We start from the raw sequence: 16,074 nt of genomic DNA, 5'->3' as shown, positions 1-16,074 counted from the left end.
CGGCACTGGGCCGGCGTTTTCGTGGGCGCTGCGGGTGAACCTCAGTGCTTCAGGTTCTTGCGCAGACGTTCCAGGGCCTGCAGCTGGACCACGGCTTCGGCCAGCTTCTGCTGGGCTTCGGCCACTTCCATCGCTTCACCACGGTTGGCCAGGATGCGCTCGGCTTCTTCCTTGGCCTTACGGACCGAGGCTTCGTCGATGTCCTGTGCGCGGATGGCGGTGTCGGCCAGCACGGTCACTACCTGCGGCTGCACTTCCAGGATGCCGCCGGAAATGGCGAAATCCAGCTGCTCGCCGTTCGGCGTGGTGACCACGACCTTGCCGGGCTTGAGTCGGGTGATCAGCGGGGCGTGCTTGGGCGCAATGCCCAGCTCGCCCAGCTCACCGGTCGCCACGACCAGGGTCGCTTCGCCACGGAAGATTTCCTGTTCAGCGCTGACGATGTCGCAACGAATGGTGCTCATGATCAGGCCTTCTCAGCCATCTTCTTGGCCTTCTCGACCGCTTCTTCAATGCCGCCGACCATGTAGAACGCCTGCTCCGGCAGGTGGTCGTACTCGCCATCGACGATGGCCTTGAAGCCACGGATGGTGTCCTTCAGCGGCACGTACTTGCCCGGCGAACCGGTGAACACTTCGGCCACGTGGAACGGCTGGCTGAAGAAGCGCTCGATCTTGCGGGCGCGCGACACGGCCTGCTTGTCTTCTTCGGACAGCTCGTCCATGCCCAGGATGGCGATGATGTCCTTCAGTTCCTTGTACTTCTGCAGGGTCTGCTGGACGCGCTGGGCGGTGTCGTAGTGCTCATGGCCGATGACCAGCGGGTCCATCTGGCGGCTGGTGGAATCCAGCGGATCGACGGCCGGGTAGATACCCAGCGAGGCGATCGAACGCGACAGGGTGACGGTCGAGTCCAGGTGGGCGAAGGTGGTCGCCGGCGACGGGTCGGTCAAGTCATCGGCGGGAACGTAGACGGCCTGGATCGAGGTGATCGAACCGTTCTTGGTCGAGGTGATGCGTTCCTGCAGGACGCCCATTTCCTCGGCCAGGGTCGGCTGGTAACCCACGGCGGACGGCATACGACCCAGCAGTGCCGACACTTCGGTACCGGCCAGGGTGTAGCGGTAGATGTTGTCGACGAACAGCAGGACGTCCTTACCCTTGCCGTTTTCGTCCTTCTCGTCGCGGAAGTACTCGGCCATGGTCAGGCCGGTCAGGGCGACGCGCAGACGGTTGCCCGGCGGCTCGTTCATCTGGCCGTACACCATCGCCACCTTGTCCAGGACGTTGGAGTCCTTCATTTCGTGGTAGAAGTCGTTGCCCTCACGGGTACGCTCACCCACGCCGGCGAACACGGACAGACCGCTGTGCGCCTTGGCGATGTTGTTGATCAGTTCCATCATGTTGACGGTCTTGCCGACGCCGGCGCCGCCGAACAGGCCGACCTTGCCGCCCTTGGCGAACGGGCACATCAGGTCGATGACCTTGATGCCGGTTTCCAGCAGCTCGGTAGCCGGGGACTGGTCTTCGTACGACGGGGCCGCACGGTGGATTTCCCAGCTGTCGCTGGCGGCCACCGGGCCGGCTTCGTCGATCGGACGGCCCAGCACGTCCATGATGCGGCCCAGGGTACCAGCGCCGACCGGCACGGAGATGCCGCGGTCGGTGTTGATGGCCACCAGGTTGCGCTTCAGGCCGTCGGTGGAACCGAGGGCGATGGTACGCACCACGCCGTCGCCCAGCTGCTGCTGGACTTCGAGGGTGATCTCGGTGTTTTCAACCTTTAGTGCGTCGTACACCTTCGGCACCGACTCACGCGGGAATTCGACGTCGACGACCGCGCCGATGATCTGAACGATCTTGCCCTGACTCATTGCTGCATCCTCTAAATGTGTGCTTTGAACGAACGCGGTCAGACTGCTGCCGCGCCGCCGACGATTTCGGAGATTTCCTGGGTGATCGCTGCCTGGCGCGCCTTGTTGTAGACGAGCTGCAGGGTGCCGATCAGCTTGTTGGCGTTGTCGCTCGCCGCCTTCATCGCGACCATGCGTGCGGCATGTTCGGAGGCGACGTTTTCCAGCAGTGCCTGGTACACCAGCGATTCGATGTAACGCGTCATCACGTGCTCCAGCACGGTCGCGGCATCGGGTTCGTACAGGTAGTCCCAGTCATGGTGGGCGACCTGCTTTTCAGCCGGCGGCAGCGGCAGCAGCTGATCGAAGCTGGCCTTCTGCACCATGGTGTTCACGAAGCGGTTGTAGACCAGGTACACGCGGTCGACCTTGCCTTCGGTGAAGGCGTCGAGCATGACCTTGATCACACCGATCAGCGATTCCAGCTTCGGCACGTCGCCGATGTGGGTCACGCTGCCGACCATGTTGACCTTCACGCGGCGGAAGAAGGTCGATGCCTTCTGGCCGATGGTCACCAGGTCCACTTCGGCACCCTTGTCCTGCCATGCCTTGGCTTCGCCCAGCATCTTGCGGAACAGGTTGTTGTTCAGGCCGCCGGCCAGACCGCGATCGGAGGAGATCACGATGAACCCGACCCGCTTGACCTGCTCACGCTCGACCAGGAACGGATGCTGGTAATCGGTGCTGGCCTGGGCCAGGTGGCCGATCACCTGCTTCATCGCCTGCGCGTACGGACGCGAGGTCTTCATCCGATCCTGCGCCTTGCGGATCTTGGAGGCCGAGACCATTTCCAGGGCGCGCGTCACCTTGCGGGTGTTCTGCACGCTCTTGATCTTGGTTTTGATTTCGCGTCCGCTTGCCATCTCTTGTTTCCCGTGGCGCGGGGCTGCTGCCCCGCGTTGTTCAACCGTTTGAGCGGGGCGAGCCCCGCTCTACGAGCGCTGGATTACCAGCTGCCAGTGGTCTTGAACTCGGCGATGCCCTTCTTGAAGGCACCTTCGATGTCGTTGTCCCAGCCGCCGGTGGCGTTGACCTTGCTGACCAGTTCGCCCTGGGTGTTGGCGAAGTAGGCGTGCAGGCCTTCTTCGAACGCCAGCAGCTTGTTGACCGGCACGTCGTCCAGGTAACCCTCGTTGACGGCGTAGATCGACAGCGCCTGGTTGGCGATGGACATCGGCGCGTACTGCTTCTGCTTCATCAGCTCGGTCACGCGCTGGCCGCGCTCCAGCTGCTTGCGGGTCGCTTCGTCCAGGTCCGAGGCGAACTGCGCGAATGCCGCCAGCTCACGGTACTGGGCCAGCGAGATGCGGATGCCGCCCGACAGCTTCTTGATGATCTTGGTCTGGGCCGAGCCACCGACGCGCGACACCGAGATACCGGCGTTCACGGCCGGGCGGATGCCGGCGTTGAACAGGTCGGTTTCCAGGAAGATCTGGCCGTCGGTGATCGAGATCACGTTGGTCGGAACGAAGGCGGACACGTCGCCGGCCTGGGTTTCGATGATCGGCAGCGCGGTCAGCGAACCGGTCTTGCCGGTGACCTTGCCTTCGGTGAACTTCTCCACGTACTCCTCGGACACGCGGGCAGCGCGTTCCAGCAGGCGCGAGTGCAGGTAGAACACGTCACCCGGGTAGGCTTCACGGCCCGGCGGGCGCTTCAGCAGCAGCGAGATCTGGCGGTAGGCCACGGCCTGCTTGGACAGATCGTCGTACACGATCAGCGCGTCTTCGCCGCGGTCCATGAAGTACTCACCCATGGTGCAGCCCGAGTAGGCGCTGATGTACTGCATGGCAGCCGATTCGGAAGCGGTAGCGGCCACCACGATGGTGTGGGCCAGCGCGCCGTTCTCTTCCAGCTTGCGCACGATGTTGGCGATGGTCGAAGCCTTCTGGCCGATCGCAACGTACACGCACTTGATGCCGGTGCCCTTCTGGTTGATCACCGCATCGATGGCCATCGCGGTCTTGCCGGTCTGGCGGTCACCGATGATCAGCTCGCGCTGGCCACGGCCGATCGGGATCATCGAGTCGACCGACTTGTAACCGGTCTGCACCGGCTGGTCGACCGACTTGCGCCAGATCACGCCCGGAGCAACGCGCTCCACCGGGGCGGTGACGTCGGTGCCCAGCGGGCCCTTGCCGTCGATCGGTTCGCCCAGGGCGTTCACCACGCGGCCCAGCAGTTCCGGACCGACCGGCACTTCCAGGATGCGACCGGTGGTCTTGGCGACGTCGCCTTCGCGCAGGTGCTCGTAGTCACCCAGGACCACGGCGCCGACCGAGTCGCGCTCCAGGTTCAGGGCCAGGGCGAAGGTGTTGTTCGGCAGTTCGATCATTTCGCCCTGCATCACGTCGGCCAGACCGAAGATGCGCACGATGCCGTCGGACACGCTGGTCACGGTGCCTTCGTTGCGCGATTCCGCGGCCAGCTTGACCTTCTCGATGCGGTTCTTGATCAGTTCGCTGATTTCGGAGGGGTTGAGCGTGGTTGCCATCGTCAAGTCCTAGTGCCGGCAGCGGGGCCGGACGTTAAATGAATTCAGTTAGCGAGCGCGGTCTGCAGACGGGCCAGCTTGCCCTTCAGCGAACCATCGATGACCACGTCGCCGGCATCGATCACGGCGCCGCCGATCAGCGAGGCATCCACCGCAGTGGTCACATCGACCTCGCGGTTGAAGCGCTTGCGCAGCGCGACCTTGATCGCGTCCAGCTCGCTGGCCGACAGTTCGGCGGCCGAGGTCACGGTGGCCTTGACCACGTGTTCGGCTTCGGCGCGCAGGGCGTCGTACATGCCGGCGATTTCCGGCAGCAGCGGCAGACGATGCGATTCGGCCAGGATGGCCAGGAAACGCGAGTAGCTTTCGCCGTGGTTCACCGGCGCCAGCAGGGCGACGGCGTCGTCACGGCCCAGCTCCGGGTTGGCGAGCAGGGCCGCCACGCGCGGGTCGGCGGCGACGTGGGCGGAGAACGCGAGGGCGTCCGACCACGGCGCGAACGTGCCTTCGTCGCGCGCGGTCGCGAAGGCGGCGCGGGCGTACGGGCGGGCAAGCGTGAGGGCCTGGCTCATCCTTAGATCTCCGAGGCCAGCTCGTCGAGCAGCGCCTTGTGGGCGTTGGCGTCGATTTCGCGCTTGAGCAGCTTTTCGGCACCGGTCACGGCCAGCGCGGACACCTGCTTGCGCAGATCTTCACGGGCACGGTTGGCGGCGGCGTCGATTTCAGCCTGGGCCAGTTCCTTCTGACGGGTGGCTTCGGTGATCGCTTCGGTACGGGCAGCGTCGACGATCTGGTTGGCGCGCGCGTGGGCCTGGTCGATGATCTCGTTGGCCTTGGTGCGGGCGTCCTTCAGTGCTTCGTTGACCTTTTCCTGCGCCTGGGCCAGATCTTTCTGGCTGCGGTCGGCAGCGGCGAGGCCTTCAGCAATCTTCTGCTGGCGCTCTTCGATCGCGTTCATCAGCGGCGGCCAGATCTTGGTCGCGATGATCCAGATCAGACCAGCGAAGGCGAGCGCCTGCGCAAGAAGGGTGAAATTGATATTCATGGTTAGCTCGATCGCTGGTTTCGGGGTGGATGCGCCGCCGGAGCGGCGCACCCGGACCTTCATCCGAAACCGGGTGCATCAGCACCCGGTCGTCTCAAACCGCTGTATCAGCCGGCCAGAGCCTTGGTGACGGCGCCAGCGAAGGCGGCCGACAGCGGGTTGGCGAAGGCCAGCAGCAGGCCGACGGCGACCGAGATGATGAACGCGGCGTCGATCAGGCCGGCGGTGATGAACATGCGGACCTGCAGGACCGGGATCAGTTCCGGCTGGCGGGCGGCCGACTCCAGGAACTTACCAGCCATGATGGCCAGACCCAGACCGGCGCCCAGCGCGGCCAGGCCGATCATGATGCCGACGGCAAGGGCGGTGGAGCTCTGAATCTGCGCGAAGTTGGTCAGGACGGCGAAGTACATGGTTATCTCCAGGAACTAAGTTGCTAAGGGTGATGAAACGGATGAAGGTTGAAACGCGTTGAAGCTTGGAACTTTAGTGAGCGTCTTCCGACAGGCTCAGGTACACGATCGACAGCATCATGAAGATGAAGGCCTGCAGCGGGATCACCAGCAGGTGGAACAGCATCCAGCCAAGGCCGAACGCACCACCGGCAATGGCACCGAAGAAACCGGCACCACCCAGCACCCAGATCAGCAGGAACACGATTTCGCCGCCGAACATGTTGCCGAACAGTCGCATCGCCAGCGAGATCGGCTTGCTCAGCCACTCGACGATGTTCAGGATCAGGTTGAACGGCATCATCCACTTGCCGAACGGCGCCGTCAGGAATTCCTTGATGAAACCACCCAGGCCCTTCGCACGCAGGGCGAAGAACAGCATCAGGAAGAACACGCTGAAGGCCATGCCCAGAGTGGCGTTGACGTCAGCGGTCGGCACCGGCTTCCAGTAATGGATACCGGCCATTTCCAGCGGCTTGGCGATGAAATCGGCCGGGATCATCTTCAGCAGATTCATCAGCAGAATCCAGAAGAAGATGGTGATGGCGATCGGCGTGACCAGCTTGCTCTTGCCGTGGTAGGTGTCCTTGGCCTGGCGGTCGACGAACTCCAGGCAGATTTCCACGAACGCCTGCCACTTGCCCGGCACGCCAGCGGTGGCCTTGCGGGTGCCCAGCCAGAACGCGACCACGATCACCAGGCCCATCAGGACCGCGGTGAGGAACGTATCGACGTGGATGTGCCAGAACATCCCTTCGCCGTTACCGACCGGGGCGGTCAGGTTCTGCAGGTGATGCTGGATGTAGCTGGTAGGGGTTAGAGCCTCGCCCGCCATGTGTCCGGAACCTTCGTTAATTGAATTTTTGTCAACGCCTGGCCATGGCCAGGACCTGGAACATCAAACCGACGGCGATACCGGCCAGCAGCGCCAATGCAGGCAGCTTGAAGACCAGGAACCCCACCAGCAGGACGCCGAAAACCACGACCCACTTGGCAACGATCGCGACAATCAGCCGCGCCATCGCCGAACCCGCTGCCACCGCCCCACCACTGAGCGCCATCCGTGCCGCCACCCAGCCACCGGCCGAGATCGCAACCCCGGACGCCAGGGCGCCAAGGGCGTACTTCGGCCCTACCAGGAGGAAGGCCAGAGCCAGCACAGCGACTGCAGCCAGCGGGTAGACCGCGGCGCGCAGCATCAGTCGCCGACCCGCTTCAACGGAGTTCAGCACAGGACGTCCCACGTGGTTACAAGTGAATGGCTGAGGCTGCTGAAACAGGGGGTGCCTCATCGAGCCGCCAAATTATAGCAATGGGACAATTTGCGAGACAACCGCTGCCTGTTCATCCCGGGAGCTGCAAGTTGCGGGAACGGCAGGTTTTTTAGGGCCCAACAGGGGGACAATCGCGTCCGCCGCATGCTGCAGCGCAGCGTATTGAACTTTGGTCGCACAGGCGGGAACTTTCCCGCACGCCGGTAGTCTGACCTTTCGACCTGCCTGCTGCACTTCCTCGTCGATGCTCCGCCCAGCAGGTCCCAGGATGGCCCCGAAGCGCGCTCCGGGGCCATCTTCTTTGCAACGTCATTACCGCGCTGAACCGTCCACGCGGCGTGGACCATACGTTCACGTAGGGTGGACGCGCGCGTCCGGCACAGTGGCCTTCATCCCGAATGAACCACTGCAAGGACCCTCTGATGCGCTCCGTACCCACCCTGCTCGCTCTCTCGCTGCTCGCCGCCGGTGCCTCGTTCGCCAACGCCGCCCACGCCGCTGAGGGCGATCCGCGCTTCACGCTGCGCGTGGGTGCCATGAACATCGAGAACGACAACACCATCCGTGGCAACACCACCGTTGCCGGCCAGGACGTCAACGTCAGCGAAGACTTCAAGATGGGCGGCAAGGAGTGGGAGCCGCGCATTGATGGCGTGTTCCGTGTCAGCGACCGCCAGCGCCTGATTTTCGACTACTTCAAGTGGGACAAGGACCGCCGCGAGACGCTGGATGACGGCATCGCCTTCGGCCAAATCAACGTGCCGGAAGGCAGCTTCGTCAAGGCCGAGCTGAAGTACCAGGTCGCCAGCCTGGTGTACGACTACTCGGTGGTGGACACCGAGAAGTTCGACCTGGGCCTGCAGCTGGGTGCCGAATGGGCCAAGGTCAGCGCCAAGGGCTTTGCCGACCTGGGCAACGTCTACAACGGCCGCTTCCTGGACGAGAGCGAGAGCGGCGTGGCACCGGTGGTGGGCGCGCGCCTGAGCTTCACCCCGGCCGACCGCTGGCTGATCAACATCCAGGGCCAGTACCTGAACACCAAGTGGGGCAGCTTCGACGACTATGACGGCGACCTGAGCCGTGCCAATGCCATCGTCGAATACCGCTTCACCGAGACCTTCGGCGTGTTTGCCGGCTATGACTGGTTCAAGCTGGACGTCGACCAGAAGGGCAGCGACGGCGTCGTGGGCCTGAAGCAGGAGTTCAAGGGCCCGATCGCTGGCATCAGCCTGACCTTCTGATCGAGCGTTACCCGATCTCTCCAACGCGGCGCCCGGGCAGCCGGCGCCGCGTTTTTTGTGCCGCGTGGGAGCGGTAGAGTCGACTGTCAGTCGACTGCACTTCGCGGGGAAAGCTGCAAGCCCGCGCTGCGCGCGATAGTCGACTCTACCGCGACGCGTCAGCTGCCGGTTCGCTGGAAACAACCGGAGCCGTCGCAATCAGGACGTTTGATCGCGCCCATCCACGGTCAAGCACCACGTTCGCCGCGTGAGGCAACTACCGAGCTGCAACCCAGTGCACGGATCGGGACGTTCGCAGTCCTAAAACGGAGCGAAAACAAGGCAACCGTGATCTCAGGCCCGTCCCCGGCCTGGGCGATCTCTACCCTGCATGGGCCGATGCGAATCGCCGCGTCGGCGGCTCCTTCCACATGCAGGTAATGCCCATGAAGATCCTTCCCTCTCTCGCTGGCCTGATGCTGGCGCTGTCCATCGCCACCGCTTCGGCACCCGCCCTTGCTACCCAGCCCACCAACGGCCTGCTGGCGGTGTTCCAGGCCGAATACCAGTACTACAAGTGTGTGATCGAGCAGCCCGGCGGCCCGGCTTACGTCATTTCGAACGTCTGGGCGCGCCCTGCGACCGAGGCTGCAAACCTGGCGCGCAGTCGCATCCCGATGGGCCACCGGTAAACGCCTGCGGCATCTGGTAAGCGAAGGGCTGCGATCCAGCCCGCGTCGGCCTCACGGTCGACCACAAAAAACCCGGCTTTCGCCGGGTTTTTTGTGTGCAACGCGCAGGCGCGTTACTTCTTCTTCGGCATGTACAGATCGGTGATGGTGCCGTCGTAGATTTCCGAGGCCATCGCCACCGATTCACTCAGCGTCGGGTGCGCATGGATGGTGTGGCCGATGTCTTCGGCTTCCGCACCCATCTCGATGGCCAGGCCGATCTCGGCCAGCAGGTCACCGGCGTGCACGCCGACGATGGCACCACCGATGATGCGGTGGGTCTCTTCGTCGAAGATCAGCTTGGTGAAGCCTTCGGTACGACCGATGCCGATCGCGCGGCCGCTGGCGGCCCACGGGAACTTGGCCACGCCCACCTTCAGGCCCTTGGCCTTGGCTTCGGTCTCGGTCACGCCCACCCAGGCGATTTCCGGGTTGGTGTAGGCCACCGACGGAATCACGCGGGCGACCCATTCCTTCTTGTGACCAGCGGCCACTTCAGCGGCCAGCTTGCCCTCGTGCGTGGCCTTGTGGGCCAGCATCGGGTTGCCGACGATGTCACCGATGGCAAAGATGTGCGGCACGTTGGTGCGCATCTGGCGGTCCACCGGAATGAAGCCGCGCTCGGTGACCTGCACGCCGGCCTTCTCGGCATCGATCTTCTTGCCGTTCGGCGAGCGGCCCACGGCCACCAGCACGCGGTCGAAGGTGCCCTGCGCCAACGCCGGCGCCTGGCCCTCCTCGGCGGCCTCGAAGGTGACCGTGATGCCCTTGGCATCGGCGGTGACGCCCGACGCCTTGGTCTTCAGGTGCACTTCAATGCCCTGCTTCTTCAGGCGGTCGGCCAGCGGCTTGACCAGGTCCTTGTCAGCGCCCGGCATCAACTGGTCCATGAACTCGACCACGGTGACCTTGCTGCCCAGCGCGCCATACACGGTGGCCATTTCCAGACCGATGATGCCGCCGCCGACAACCAGCAGCGAGCCCGGCACTTCGGCCAGCTCCAGCGCGTCGGTGGAATCCATCACGCGCTTGTCGTCCCACGGGAAGTTCGGCAGCTTCACCGCCTGCGAACCGGCGGCGATGATGCACTTCTGAAAGCGCAGCAGCTGGGTGCTGCCGTCAACGGCGGTGATTTCCAGCTCGTTGGCCGAAACAAACTTGCCCACGCCCTGCACGCTGCGGACCTTGCGCTGCTTGGCCATGCCGGCCAGGCCCTTGGTCAGCTGGTTGACCACCTTTTCCTTGTACTGGCGCAGCTTGTCCAGGGTGATGGTCGGCTTGCCGAATTCGACGCCGAAATCGCCGGCATGGGCCACTTCGTCGATGACCGCGGCAGCGTGCAGCAGGGCCTTGGACGGAATGCAGCCCACATTGAGGCAGACGCCGCCGAGACTGGCGTAGCGCTCGACCAGCACCGTGTCCAGGCCGACGTCGGCGGCGCGGAAAGCGGCAGTGTAGCCGCCTGGGCCCGAGCCCAGCACGACCATTTCGCATTCGATGTCGGCCGGCTTGCCGCTGGACAGCGCCGGCTTCGGTGCCGCCGGCTCGGCCGGGGCGCGGTGCGACGGGGTGACCGGCGGCTTGCTGGCCGGGGCGGCCGCCGCCGGGGCCGGCGCAGCGGCCTTGGCCGGGGCTTCGGCGGCACCTTCGGCGTCCAGCAGCACGACCACGGCGCCTTCGGAGAGGGTGTAGCCCAGCTTGACCTTGATTTCCTTGACCACACCGGCGGCCGACGACGGCACTTCCAGGGTGGCCTTGTCCGATTCCAGGGTCACCAGGCCCTGGTCCTTCTTCACCGTGTCGCCTACGGCGACCAACACTTCGATCACCGGCACATCGCTGTAATCGCCGATGTCGGGAACCTTGACTTCAATCGTGGCCATGGTGGTTTTCCTCGTGCCCGGCCGGGCGGGCCGGCGGGCTGTCACTGCATCTGTTCACGCGGCCGCGCCAGGGGCAGCGGCCGCACGGTGGGGGCGAAACGCGGCCTTACAGCAGCACGCGGCGCATGTCGGCCAGTACCTGCGACAGGTACGTGGTGAAGCGTGCGGCCAGGGCGCCATCGATGACGCGGTGGTCGTAGCTCAGCGACAGCGGCAGCATCAGCTTCGGCGCGAATTCCTTGCCATTCCAGACCGGCTGGATGGAGGACTTGGACACGCCCAGGATGGCCACTTCCGGTGCATTGACGATCGGGGTGAACGCGGTGCCACCGATGCCGCCCAGCGAGCTGATCGAGAAGCAGCCGCCGCTCATGTCGGCCGGGCCCAGCTTGCCGTCGCGCGCCTTCTTGGCCAGCTCGCCGGTTTCCTGCGCGATCTGCACCACGCCCTTCTTGTCCACGTCGCGGATGACCGGCACGACCAGGCCGTTCGGCGTATCGGCAGCGAAGCCGATGTGGAAGTACTTCTTCAGGGTCAGGTTTTCACCGCTGGCATCGAGCGAAGCGTTGAATTCCGGGAACTTCTTCAGTGCCGCGGCGCTGGCCTTGATGAGGAAGGCGAGCATGGTCAGCTTGATGCCAGCCTTCTCGTTTTCCTTGTTCAGCGCCACGCGCAGGCCTTCCAGGTCGGTGATGTCGGCCTGTTCGAACTGGGTGACGTGCGGGATCATCGCCCAGTTGCGGGCCAGGTTCGCGCCGGAGATCTTCTTGATGCGCGACAGCGGCTGCACTTCGGTTTCGCCGAACTTGCTGAAGTCGACCTTCGGCCACGGCAGCAGGTTCAGGCCACCACCGGCGGCCACGGCGGCACCGCCGGCAGCCGGCACGCCACCGCTGAGCGCGGCCTTGACGAACTTCTGCACGTCACCCTTGGTGATGCGGCCGCCCTTTTCGGTGCCGCTGATCTGCAGCAGGTCCACGCCCAGTTCGCGGGCGAACACACGCACGGCCGGGGTGGCATAGGGCACCTTGGCCGGCAGCACGCCATCGGCGTTGAACTGCACCGGCGGGCTGGTCGGGGTACCGGCCGAGGCGATCTCGCGCGCGGCCAGCTTGTCCGGCTGGGCCGGAACGGCGACCGGCTCGACCTTGGTGGCGGTCTCGGCAGCGGCCGGGGCGGCAGCAGCGGCGGCCTTGCTCGGGGCCGGCGCGGCAGCGCCTTCGGCTTCGATGATGGCGACCACGGCACCCTGCGACAGGGTGTCGCCGACCTTGACCTTCAGTTCCTTGACCACGCCCGCGACCGAGGACGGCACTTCCATGGTGGCCTTGTCGCTTTCCAGCGTGACCAGGCCCTGGTCCTTCTTGACCGTATCGCCGACGGCGACCAGCACTTCGATGACCGGGATGTCGGTGTAATCACCGATGTCCGGCACCAAGGCTTCAACGGCACCGCCGCTGGCGGCCGGCGCGGCCGGGGCAGCCGCCGCCGGGGCCGGGGCGCTCTGGGTGGCGGCGGCCGGGGCAGCGGCCTTGGCCGGGGCCGGGGCAGCAGCGGCCGGCTTGGCAGCCTCGCCTTCAGCCACTTCGATCAGGGCCACGACCTTGCCCTCGGAGAGGTTGTCGCCGACCTTGACCTTGATTTCCTTGACCACACCGGCAACCGAGGACGGCACTTCCATCGTGGCCTTGTCGCTTTCCAGCGTCACCAGGCCCTGGTCCTTCTTGACCGTATCGCCGACGGCGACAAGCACCTCGATTACCGGGATATCGCTGTAGTCACCGATATCGGGGACAAGTGCTTCCTTGATTTCGGCCATGGGGATAACTCCGGCAATCTGGTGTAGGGAAACGTCTATTGTGCGGCCAGAGGGGGCCAGCGCCAACCGTTACAGGTGTTTTCAGTACGCACGCCGCCGGGACACGCTGTTGCCACGGGCCTGCGCGGCCTTCCAGTGGGTAGCGTATTGTCCCGCCGATGTCCGCTTCATGTCGCCAGTGCGTCGGCCACCGGCTGCCAGGCTTGGCGCAGGCGGGGCAAGGACCAGGCGGCATTGGCCGGGCTGGTGGAGGGCAAGGCCAGCACCGGCGGCGGCGCCACCAGCTGCGGCAGCACCCAGCGCCGGAAGGCCTGCGCGGCGGCGGCACCGTTACAGCCGATCAGCACCAGCGACGGCAGGCCGGCAATCAACGCGGGCAGCGCATTGGGCACTTCGCTGCCACGCACGATGTCCGCATCCAGGCTGCCGCGCCGCTGGCACTGGCCGATCACATCCCACAGCCCCACCCGCGCAGCGGCCAGCGCGTGCAGGCGCTGCGCGTAGGGCAGGTCCGCATCGAAACCGCACAGCGCGCCCAGCAACGGCCAGAAACGATTGCGCGGGTGCGCGTAGTACTGCTGTTCCTGCAGCGATGCCACGCCCGGCATCGAACCCAGCAACAGCACGCGACAGTCGTCGTTCACCTGCGCAGGAAAGCCGATGCACAGGTGTTCGACACTCACATCATCTACAACAGCATGAACATCACGCCGCATGAAAAACCCCTTTGAAACAGCGCTTTCGCGCTGCTCGCTGAACAAGGAAAACCATTTTTTAACGCGCGTCGGATTCGATTCATGTTGGGGCGACTACGGTGTGCTCGCCCCGCAACCGGGGGCCCAAAAACAAGAAACAACAGGAGATTCCCCCATGCACTCCATCCGTATTCTGAGCCTCGCCCTGCTGACTTCCGCCGCCTTTGCGCCGGCCGCTTTCGCCCAGGACAGCAGCAGCACCGACACCGCCTCGGGCAAGCATTTTGCCGTGGTTGGCGGGGTGACGCTGCTGCAGCCGAAGAACGATCCGATCGAAGGCGTGAAGAAGGTCGATGGCGGCCCGGCGCCGACCGTCAGCTTCAGCTACTACGTCAACGACAACTGGGCCGTTGAACTGTGGGGCGCCGCTGACAAGTTCGACCACCGCGTGAAGGGTCCGGGCAATGCCCGCCTGGGCAGCGTCGAGCAGCAGCCGGTCGCACTGAGCGGCCAGTACCACTTCGGCCAAGCTGACAACGTGTTCCGTCCGTTCGTGGGCGTGGGCTACTTCCAGTCGGCATTCAGCAATGAATCGCTGTCCGATGGCAGCACCTCGGACATCCGCCTGAAGGATGCCAAGGGCGTGATCGGTACCGTCGGCGTAGACATGAACATCAATTCCACCTGGTTCGCCCGTGCCGACGCGCGCTACATGCGCTCGCGCCCGGACGTGAAGATCGATGGCGTGAAGGTGGGTGAAGCCAAGATCGACCCGTGGACCGTGGGCTTTGGTATCGGTGCCCGCTTCTAAGCACGAACCCGCTTCACTGCAATAACGCGACGGGCCCTGCGGGGCCCGTCGTCGTTTCCGTCACCACGGAATTGACTGGTAGAGTCGACTGTCAGTCGACTGCCGTCATAGAGCAGTCGACTGACAGTCGACTCTACCAGTCGGCTCTACCGGTCGATTTTTGCCGACGGATGGGGGACGCCATGCACGAGGTAGACCTGCTGGTGATCGGTGGGGGCATCAACGGTGCCGGCATCGCCCGTGATGCCAGCGGCCGTGGCCTGCGCGTGCTGTTGTGCGAACAGCACGATCTGGCCGCGCACACTTCCAGCGCCAGCAGCAAGCTGATCCACGGTGGCCTGCGCTACCTGGAACAGGGCGAATTCGCGCTGGTGCGCAAGGCCTTGAGCGAACGCGAGATCGTCCGCCGGCAGGCCCCTTTCCTGGTGCAGCCACTGCGCTTCGTGCTGCCGTGGGAACCGCACCTGCGGCCGCGCTGGATGCTGCGGCTGGGCCTGTGGCTGTACGACCATCTGGGCCAGCGCAGCCCGTCTTTTCCCTCCGCCACCGCAGTAAACCTGCAGGCCGACCCGATCGGCGCCCTGCTGCAACCGCATCTGCACCATGGTTTCAGCTACGCCGACGCACAGGTGGATGATGCGCGCCTGGTGCTGGTCAATGCACTCGATGCCGCCGGCCGCGGCGCACGCATCCTGACCGGCACCCGCTGCCTGCAGGTGCAGCAGCACGGCACGCATTGGCAGGCGCAGCTGCAGACCGCCGCCGAACCGCCCTTCGCCGTGCACGCCCGGGCGGTGGTGAACGCCGCCGGCCCGTGGGCGGGCAGCCTGCTGCAGCAGATGCACGGGGACAGTGGCGCGCCAGCGCTGCGCCTGGTGCAGGGCAGCCACATCGTGCTGCGCCGGCCCTGGCCCAGCCACAGCGCCAGCCTGCTGCAGCAGCCCGATGGCCGCGTGGTGTTCCTGCTGCCCATTGCCAGCGACCATCTGCTGGTCGGCACCACCGATACCGACTATCGCGGCGACCCGGCACGCTGCACGGTGCTGCCTGAAGAAATCGACTACCTGTGCGCTGCAGCCAGCCGCTACCTGCGCGATCCGGTCACGCCATCGCAGGTGGTCTGGCAGTTCGCCGGCGTGCGCCCCCTGCTGGCCGACCCGGACCCGCGCGCAGCACGCCTGAGCCGCGACTACCGGCTGCAGCTGCAGGACGACGGCGCGCCCGCGCTGCACGTGCTGGGTGGCAAGCTGACCACCTACCGCGTGCTGGCCGAACAGGCGTTGGAGCTGCTGCGCGGCGCGCTGCCGCAGATGGGCCCGGCCTGGACCGCGCACGGCCCCGCCCTGCCCGGCAGCGACTGGGGTGACGCCGCAGATGCCACGGCGCAGCTGCAGCAGCGCGCCCCATGGCTGCCCGCCGACCTGGCGCACCGTTGGGCCCGCGCCTACGGCAGCCGCAGCGCCGAACTGCTGGGCGATGCGCGTGACCTGCACGCGCTGGGCGAAGACTTCGGTGCCGGCCTGCATGCGCGCGAAGTGGCGTTCCTGCGCGAACACGAATGGGCACGCACTGCAGAAGATGTGCTGTGGCGCAGGAGCAAGCTCGGCCTGCGCCTGGATGCAGCGCAGGCAGCGCACCTTCAGACCCGGATGCAGGGCCGGTAGAGTCGAGCTTGCTCGACTTCCCGCTTCGTAAAGTCGAGCTTGCTCGACTGCCGTGGAAAGCAGTCGAGCAAGCT

The 16,074-nt window shown here is 65.2% G+C and carries 16 protein-coding genes; 4 read left to right on the top strand and 12 right to left on the bottom strand.

The features are described from left to right. Positions 1-41 precede the first annotated feature (41 nt). The 9 genes from IAE58_RS02065 to IAE58_RS02025 all read right to left on the bottom strand — a co-directional run bounded on the left by IAE58_RS02065 (position 42) and on the right by IAE58_RS02025 (position 7,102). The gene (locus IAE58_RS02065; protein WP_005419509.1) at positions 42-464 is read right to left on the bottom strand and encodes a F0F1 ATP synthase subunit epsilon; all 423 of its coding nucleotides are present in this window, start codon (positions 462-464) and stop codon (positions 42-44) included. Between the two features lie 2 nt (positions 465-466). Then, positions 467-1,873: a F0F1 ATP synthase subunit beta gene (gene atpD / locus IAE58_RS02060; RefSeq protein WP_108750369.1), complete on the bottom strand. Its 1,407-nt coding sequence runs from the start codon at positions 1,871-1,873 to the stop codon at positions 467-469. A gap of 38 nt (positions 1,874-1,911) precedes the next feature. After that, the gene (gene atpG / locus IAE58_RS02055) at positions 1,912-2,775 is read right to left on the bottom strand and encodes a F0F1 ATP synthase subunit gamma (RefSeq protein WP_010481324.1); all 864 of its coding nucleotides are present in this window, start codon (positions 2,773-2,775) and stop codon (positions 1,912-1,914) included. Between the two features lie 83 nt (positions 2,776-2,858). Next, complete coding sequence (gene atpA, locus IAE58_RS02050) at positions 2,859-4,406, bottom strand: F0F1 ATP synthase subunit alpha (RefSeq protein ID WP_199934351.1); 1,548 nt, start codon at positions 4,404-4,406, stop codon at positions 2,859-2,861. Between the two features lie 44 nt (positions 4,407-4,450). Further along, complete coding sequence (locus IAE58_RS02045) at positions 4,451-4,978, bottom strand: F0F1 ATP synthase subunit delta (RefSeq protein ID WP_199934350.1); 528 nt, start codon at positions 4,976-4,978, stop codon at positions 4,451-4,453. 2 nt (positions 4,979-4,980) lie between these two features. Next, a complete protein-coding gene (locus IAE58_RS02040; protein WP_108750366.1) occupies positions 4,981-5,451 on the bottom strand; it encodes a F0F1 ATP synthase subunit B in 471 nt (156 codons plus the stop codon). 107 nt (positions 5,452-5,558) lie between these two features. Beyond that, positions 5,559-5,864 carry a F0F1 ATP synthase subunit C gene (gene atpE / locus IAE58_RS02035; RefSeq protein ID WP_005411133.1) on the bottom strand — a complete coding sequence of 102 codons (306 nt, stop codon included), beginning with the start codon at positions 5,862-5,864 and terminating at the stop codon, positions 5,559-5,561. 73 nt (positions 5,865-5,937) lie between these two features. Next, complete coding sequence (atpB, locus tag IAE58_RS02030) at positions 5,938-6,738, bottom strand: F0F1 ATP synthase subunit A (RefSeq protein ID WP_108750365.1); 801 nt, start codon at positions 6,736-6,738, stop codon at positions 5,938-5,940. A 31-nt stretch (positions 6,739-6,769) separates the two neighbouring features. Continuing rightward, the gene (locus IAE58_RS02025; protein ID WP_057496518.1) at positions 6,770-7,102 is read right to left on the bottom strand and encodes a hypothetical protein; all 333 of its coding nucleotides are present in this window, start codon (positions 7,100-7,102) and stop codon (positions 6,770-6,772) included. A 497-nt stretch (positions 7,103-7,599) separates the two neighbouring features. On the opposite strand from IAE58_RS02025, the gene IAE58_RS02020 reads away from it, so the two are divergent. Both IAE58_RS02020 and IAE58_RS02015 read left to right on the top strand, forming a co-directional pair. Further along, on the top strand, positions 7,600-8,418 hold the full coding sequence (locus tag IAE58_RS02020) for a hypothetical protein (RefSeq protein WP_199934349.1): 819 nt from the start codon (positions 7,600-7,602) through the stop codon (positions 8,416-8,418). A 425-nt stretch (positions 8,419-8,843) separates the two neighbouring features. Further along, positions 8,844-9,089 (top strand): hypothetical protein, encoded by a 246-nt coding sequence (locus IAE58_RS02015; RefSeq protein WP_199934348.1) that lies wholly within the window; start codon positions 8,844-8,846, stop codon positions 9,087-9,089. A gap of 113 nt (positions 9,090-9,202) precedes the next feature. On the opposite strand, the gene lpdA is transcribed toward IAE58_RS02015, so the two are convergent. The 3 genes from lpdA to IAE58_RS02000 form a co-directional block, all read right to left on the bottom strand. Next, on the bottom strand, positions 9,203-11,011 hold the full coding sequence (gene lpdA / locus IAE58_RS02010) for a dihydrolipoyl dehydrogenase (protein WP_199934347.1): 1,809 nt from the start codon (positions 11,009-11,011) through the stop codon (positions 9,203-9,205). Between the two features lie 106 nt (positions 11,012-11,117). Continuing rightward, complete coding sequence (gene aceF / locus IAE58_RS02005) at positions 11,118-12,830, bottom strand: dihydrolipoyllysine-residue acetyltransferase (protein ID WP_199934346.1); 1,713 nt, start codon at positions 12,828-12,830, stop codon at positions 11,118-11,120. A 167-nt stretch (positions 12,831-12,997) separates the two neighbouring features. Next, positions 12,998-13,546 carry a DNA-deoxyinosine glycosylase gene (locus IAE58_RS02000; protein WP_199934345.1) on the bottom strand — a complete coding sequence of 183 codons (549 nt, stop codon included), beginning with the start codon at positions 13,544-13,546 and terminating at the stop codon, positions 12,998-13,000. Between the two features lie 154 nt (positions 13,547-13,700). On the opposite strand from IAE58_RS02000, the gene IAE58_RS01995 reads away from it, so the two are divergent. Together IAE58_RS01995 and glpD are read left to right on the top strand one after the other, a co-directional pair. Then, positions 13,701-14,336 (top strand): OmpW family outer membrane protein, encoded by a 636-nt coding sequence (locus tag IAE58_RS01995; protein ID WP_199934344.1) that lies wholly within the window; start codon positions 13,701-13,703, stop codon positions 14,334-14,336. 182 nt (positions 14,337-14,518) lie between these two features. Beyond that, a complete protein-coding gene (glpD, locus tag IAE58_RS01990) occupies positions 14,519-16,000 on the top strand; it encodes a glycerol-3-phosphate dehydrogenase (RefSeq protein WP_199934343.1) in 1,482 nt (493 codons plus the stop codon). Positions 16,001-16,074 lie beyond the last annotated feature (74 nt).

Source organism: Stenotrophomonas sp. S49, from assembly GCF_016624905.1.
Lineage (GTDB): Bacteria > Pseudomonadota > Gammaproteobacteria > Xanthomonadales > Xanthomonadaceae > Stenotrophomonas.
This window is presented reverse-complemented; position numbering and strand designations above follow the sequence as displayed.

What these genes read in the sequence shown, in the direction of transcription:
- IAE58_RS02065 (WP_005419509.1), bottom strand. Translation starts at nt 464, where the DNA reads ATGAGCACCATTCGTTGCGACATCGTCAGCGCTGAACAGGAAATCTTC.
- atpD (WP_108750369.1), bottom strand. Translation starts at nt 1,873, where the DNA reads ATGAGTCAGGGCAAGATCGTTCAGATCATCGGCGCGGTCGTCGACGTC.
- atpG (WP_010481324.1), bottom strand. Translation starts at nt 2,775, where the DNA reads ATGGCAAGCGGACGCGAAATCAAAACCAAGATCAAGAGCGTGCAGAAC.
- atpA (WP_199934351.1), bottom strand. Translation starts at nt 4,406, where the DNA reads ATGGCAACCACGCTCAACCCCTCCGAAATCAGCGAACTGATCAAGAAC.
- IAE58_RS02045 (WP_199934350.1), bottom strand. Translation starts at nt 4,978, where the DNA reads ATGAGCCAGGCCCTCACGCTTGCCCGCCCGTACGCCCGCGCCGCCTTC.
- IAE58_RS02040 (WP_108750366.1), bottom strand. Translation starts at nt 5,451, where the DNA reads ATGAATATCAATTTCACCCTTCTTGCGCAGGCGCTCGCCTTCGCTGGT.
- atpE (WP_005411133.1), bottom strand. Translation starts at nt 5,864, where the DNA reads ATGTACTTCGCCGTCCTGACCAACTTCGCGCAGATTCAGAGCTCCACC.
- atpB (WP_108750365.1), bottom strand. Translation starts at nt 6,738, where the DNA reads ATGGCGGGCGAGGCTCTAACCCCTACCAGCTACATCCAGCATCACCTG.
- IAE58_RS02025 (WP_057496518.1), bottom strand. Translation starts at nt 7,102, where the DNA reads ATGCTGCGCGCCGCGGTCTACCCGCTGGCTGCAGTCGCTGTGCTGGCT.
- IAE58_RS02020 (WP_199934349.1), top strand. Translation starts at nt 7,600, where the DNA reads ATGCGCTCCGTACCCACCCTGCTCGCTCTCTCGCTGCTCGCCGCCGGT.
- IAE58_RS02015 (WP_199934348.1), top strand. Translation starts at nt 8,844, where the DNA reads ATGAAGATCCTTCCCTCTCTCGCTGGCCTGATGCTGGCGCTGTCCATC.
- lpdA (WP_199934347.1), bottom strand. Translation starts at nt 11,011, where the DNA reads ATGGCCACGATTGAAGTCAAGGTTCCCGACATCGGCGATTACAGCGAT.
- aceF (WP_199934346.1), bottom strand. Translation starts at nt 12,830, where the DNA reads ATGGCCGAAATCAAGGAAGCACTTGTCCCCGATATCGGTGACTACAGC.
- IAE58_RS02000 (WP_199934345.1), bottom strand. Translation starts at nt 13,546, where the DNA reads ATGCGGCGTGATGTTCATGCTGTTGTAGATGATGTGAGTGTCGAACAC.
- IAE58_RS01995 (WP_199934344.1), top strand. Translation starts at nt 13,701, where the DNA reads ATGCACTCCATCCGTATTCTGAGCCTCGCCCTGCTGACTTCCGCCGCC.
- glpD (WP_199934343.1), top strand. Translation starts at nt 14,519, where the DNA reads ATGCACGAGGTAGACCTGCTGGTGATCGGTGGGGGCATCAACGGTGCC.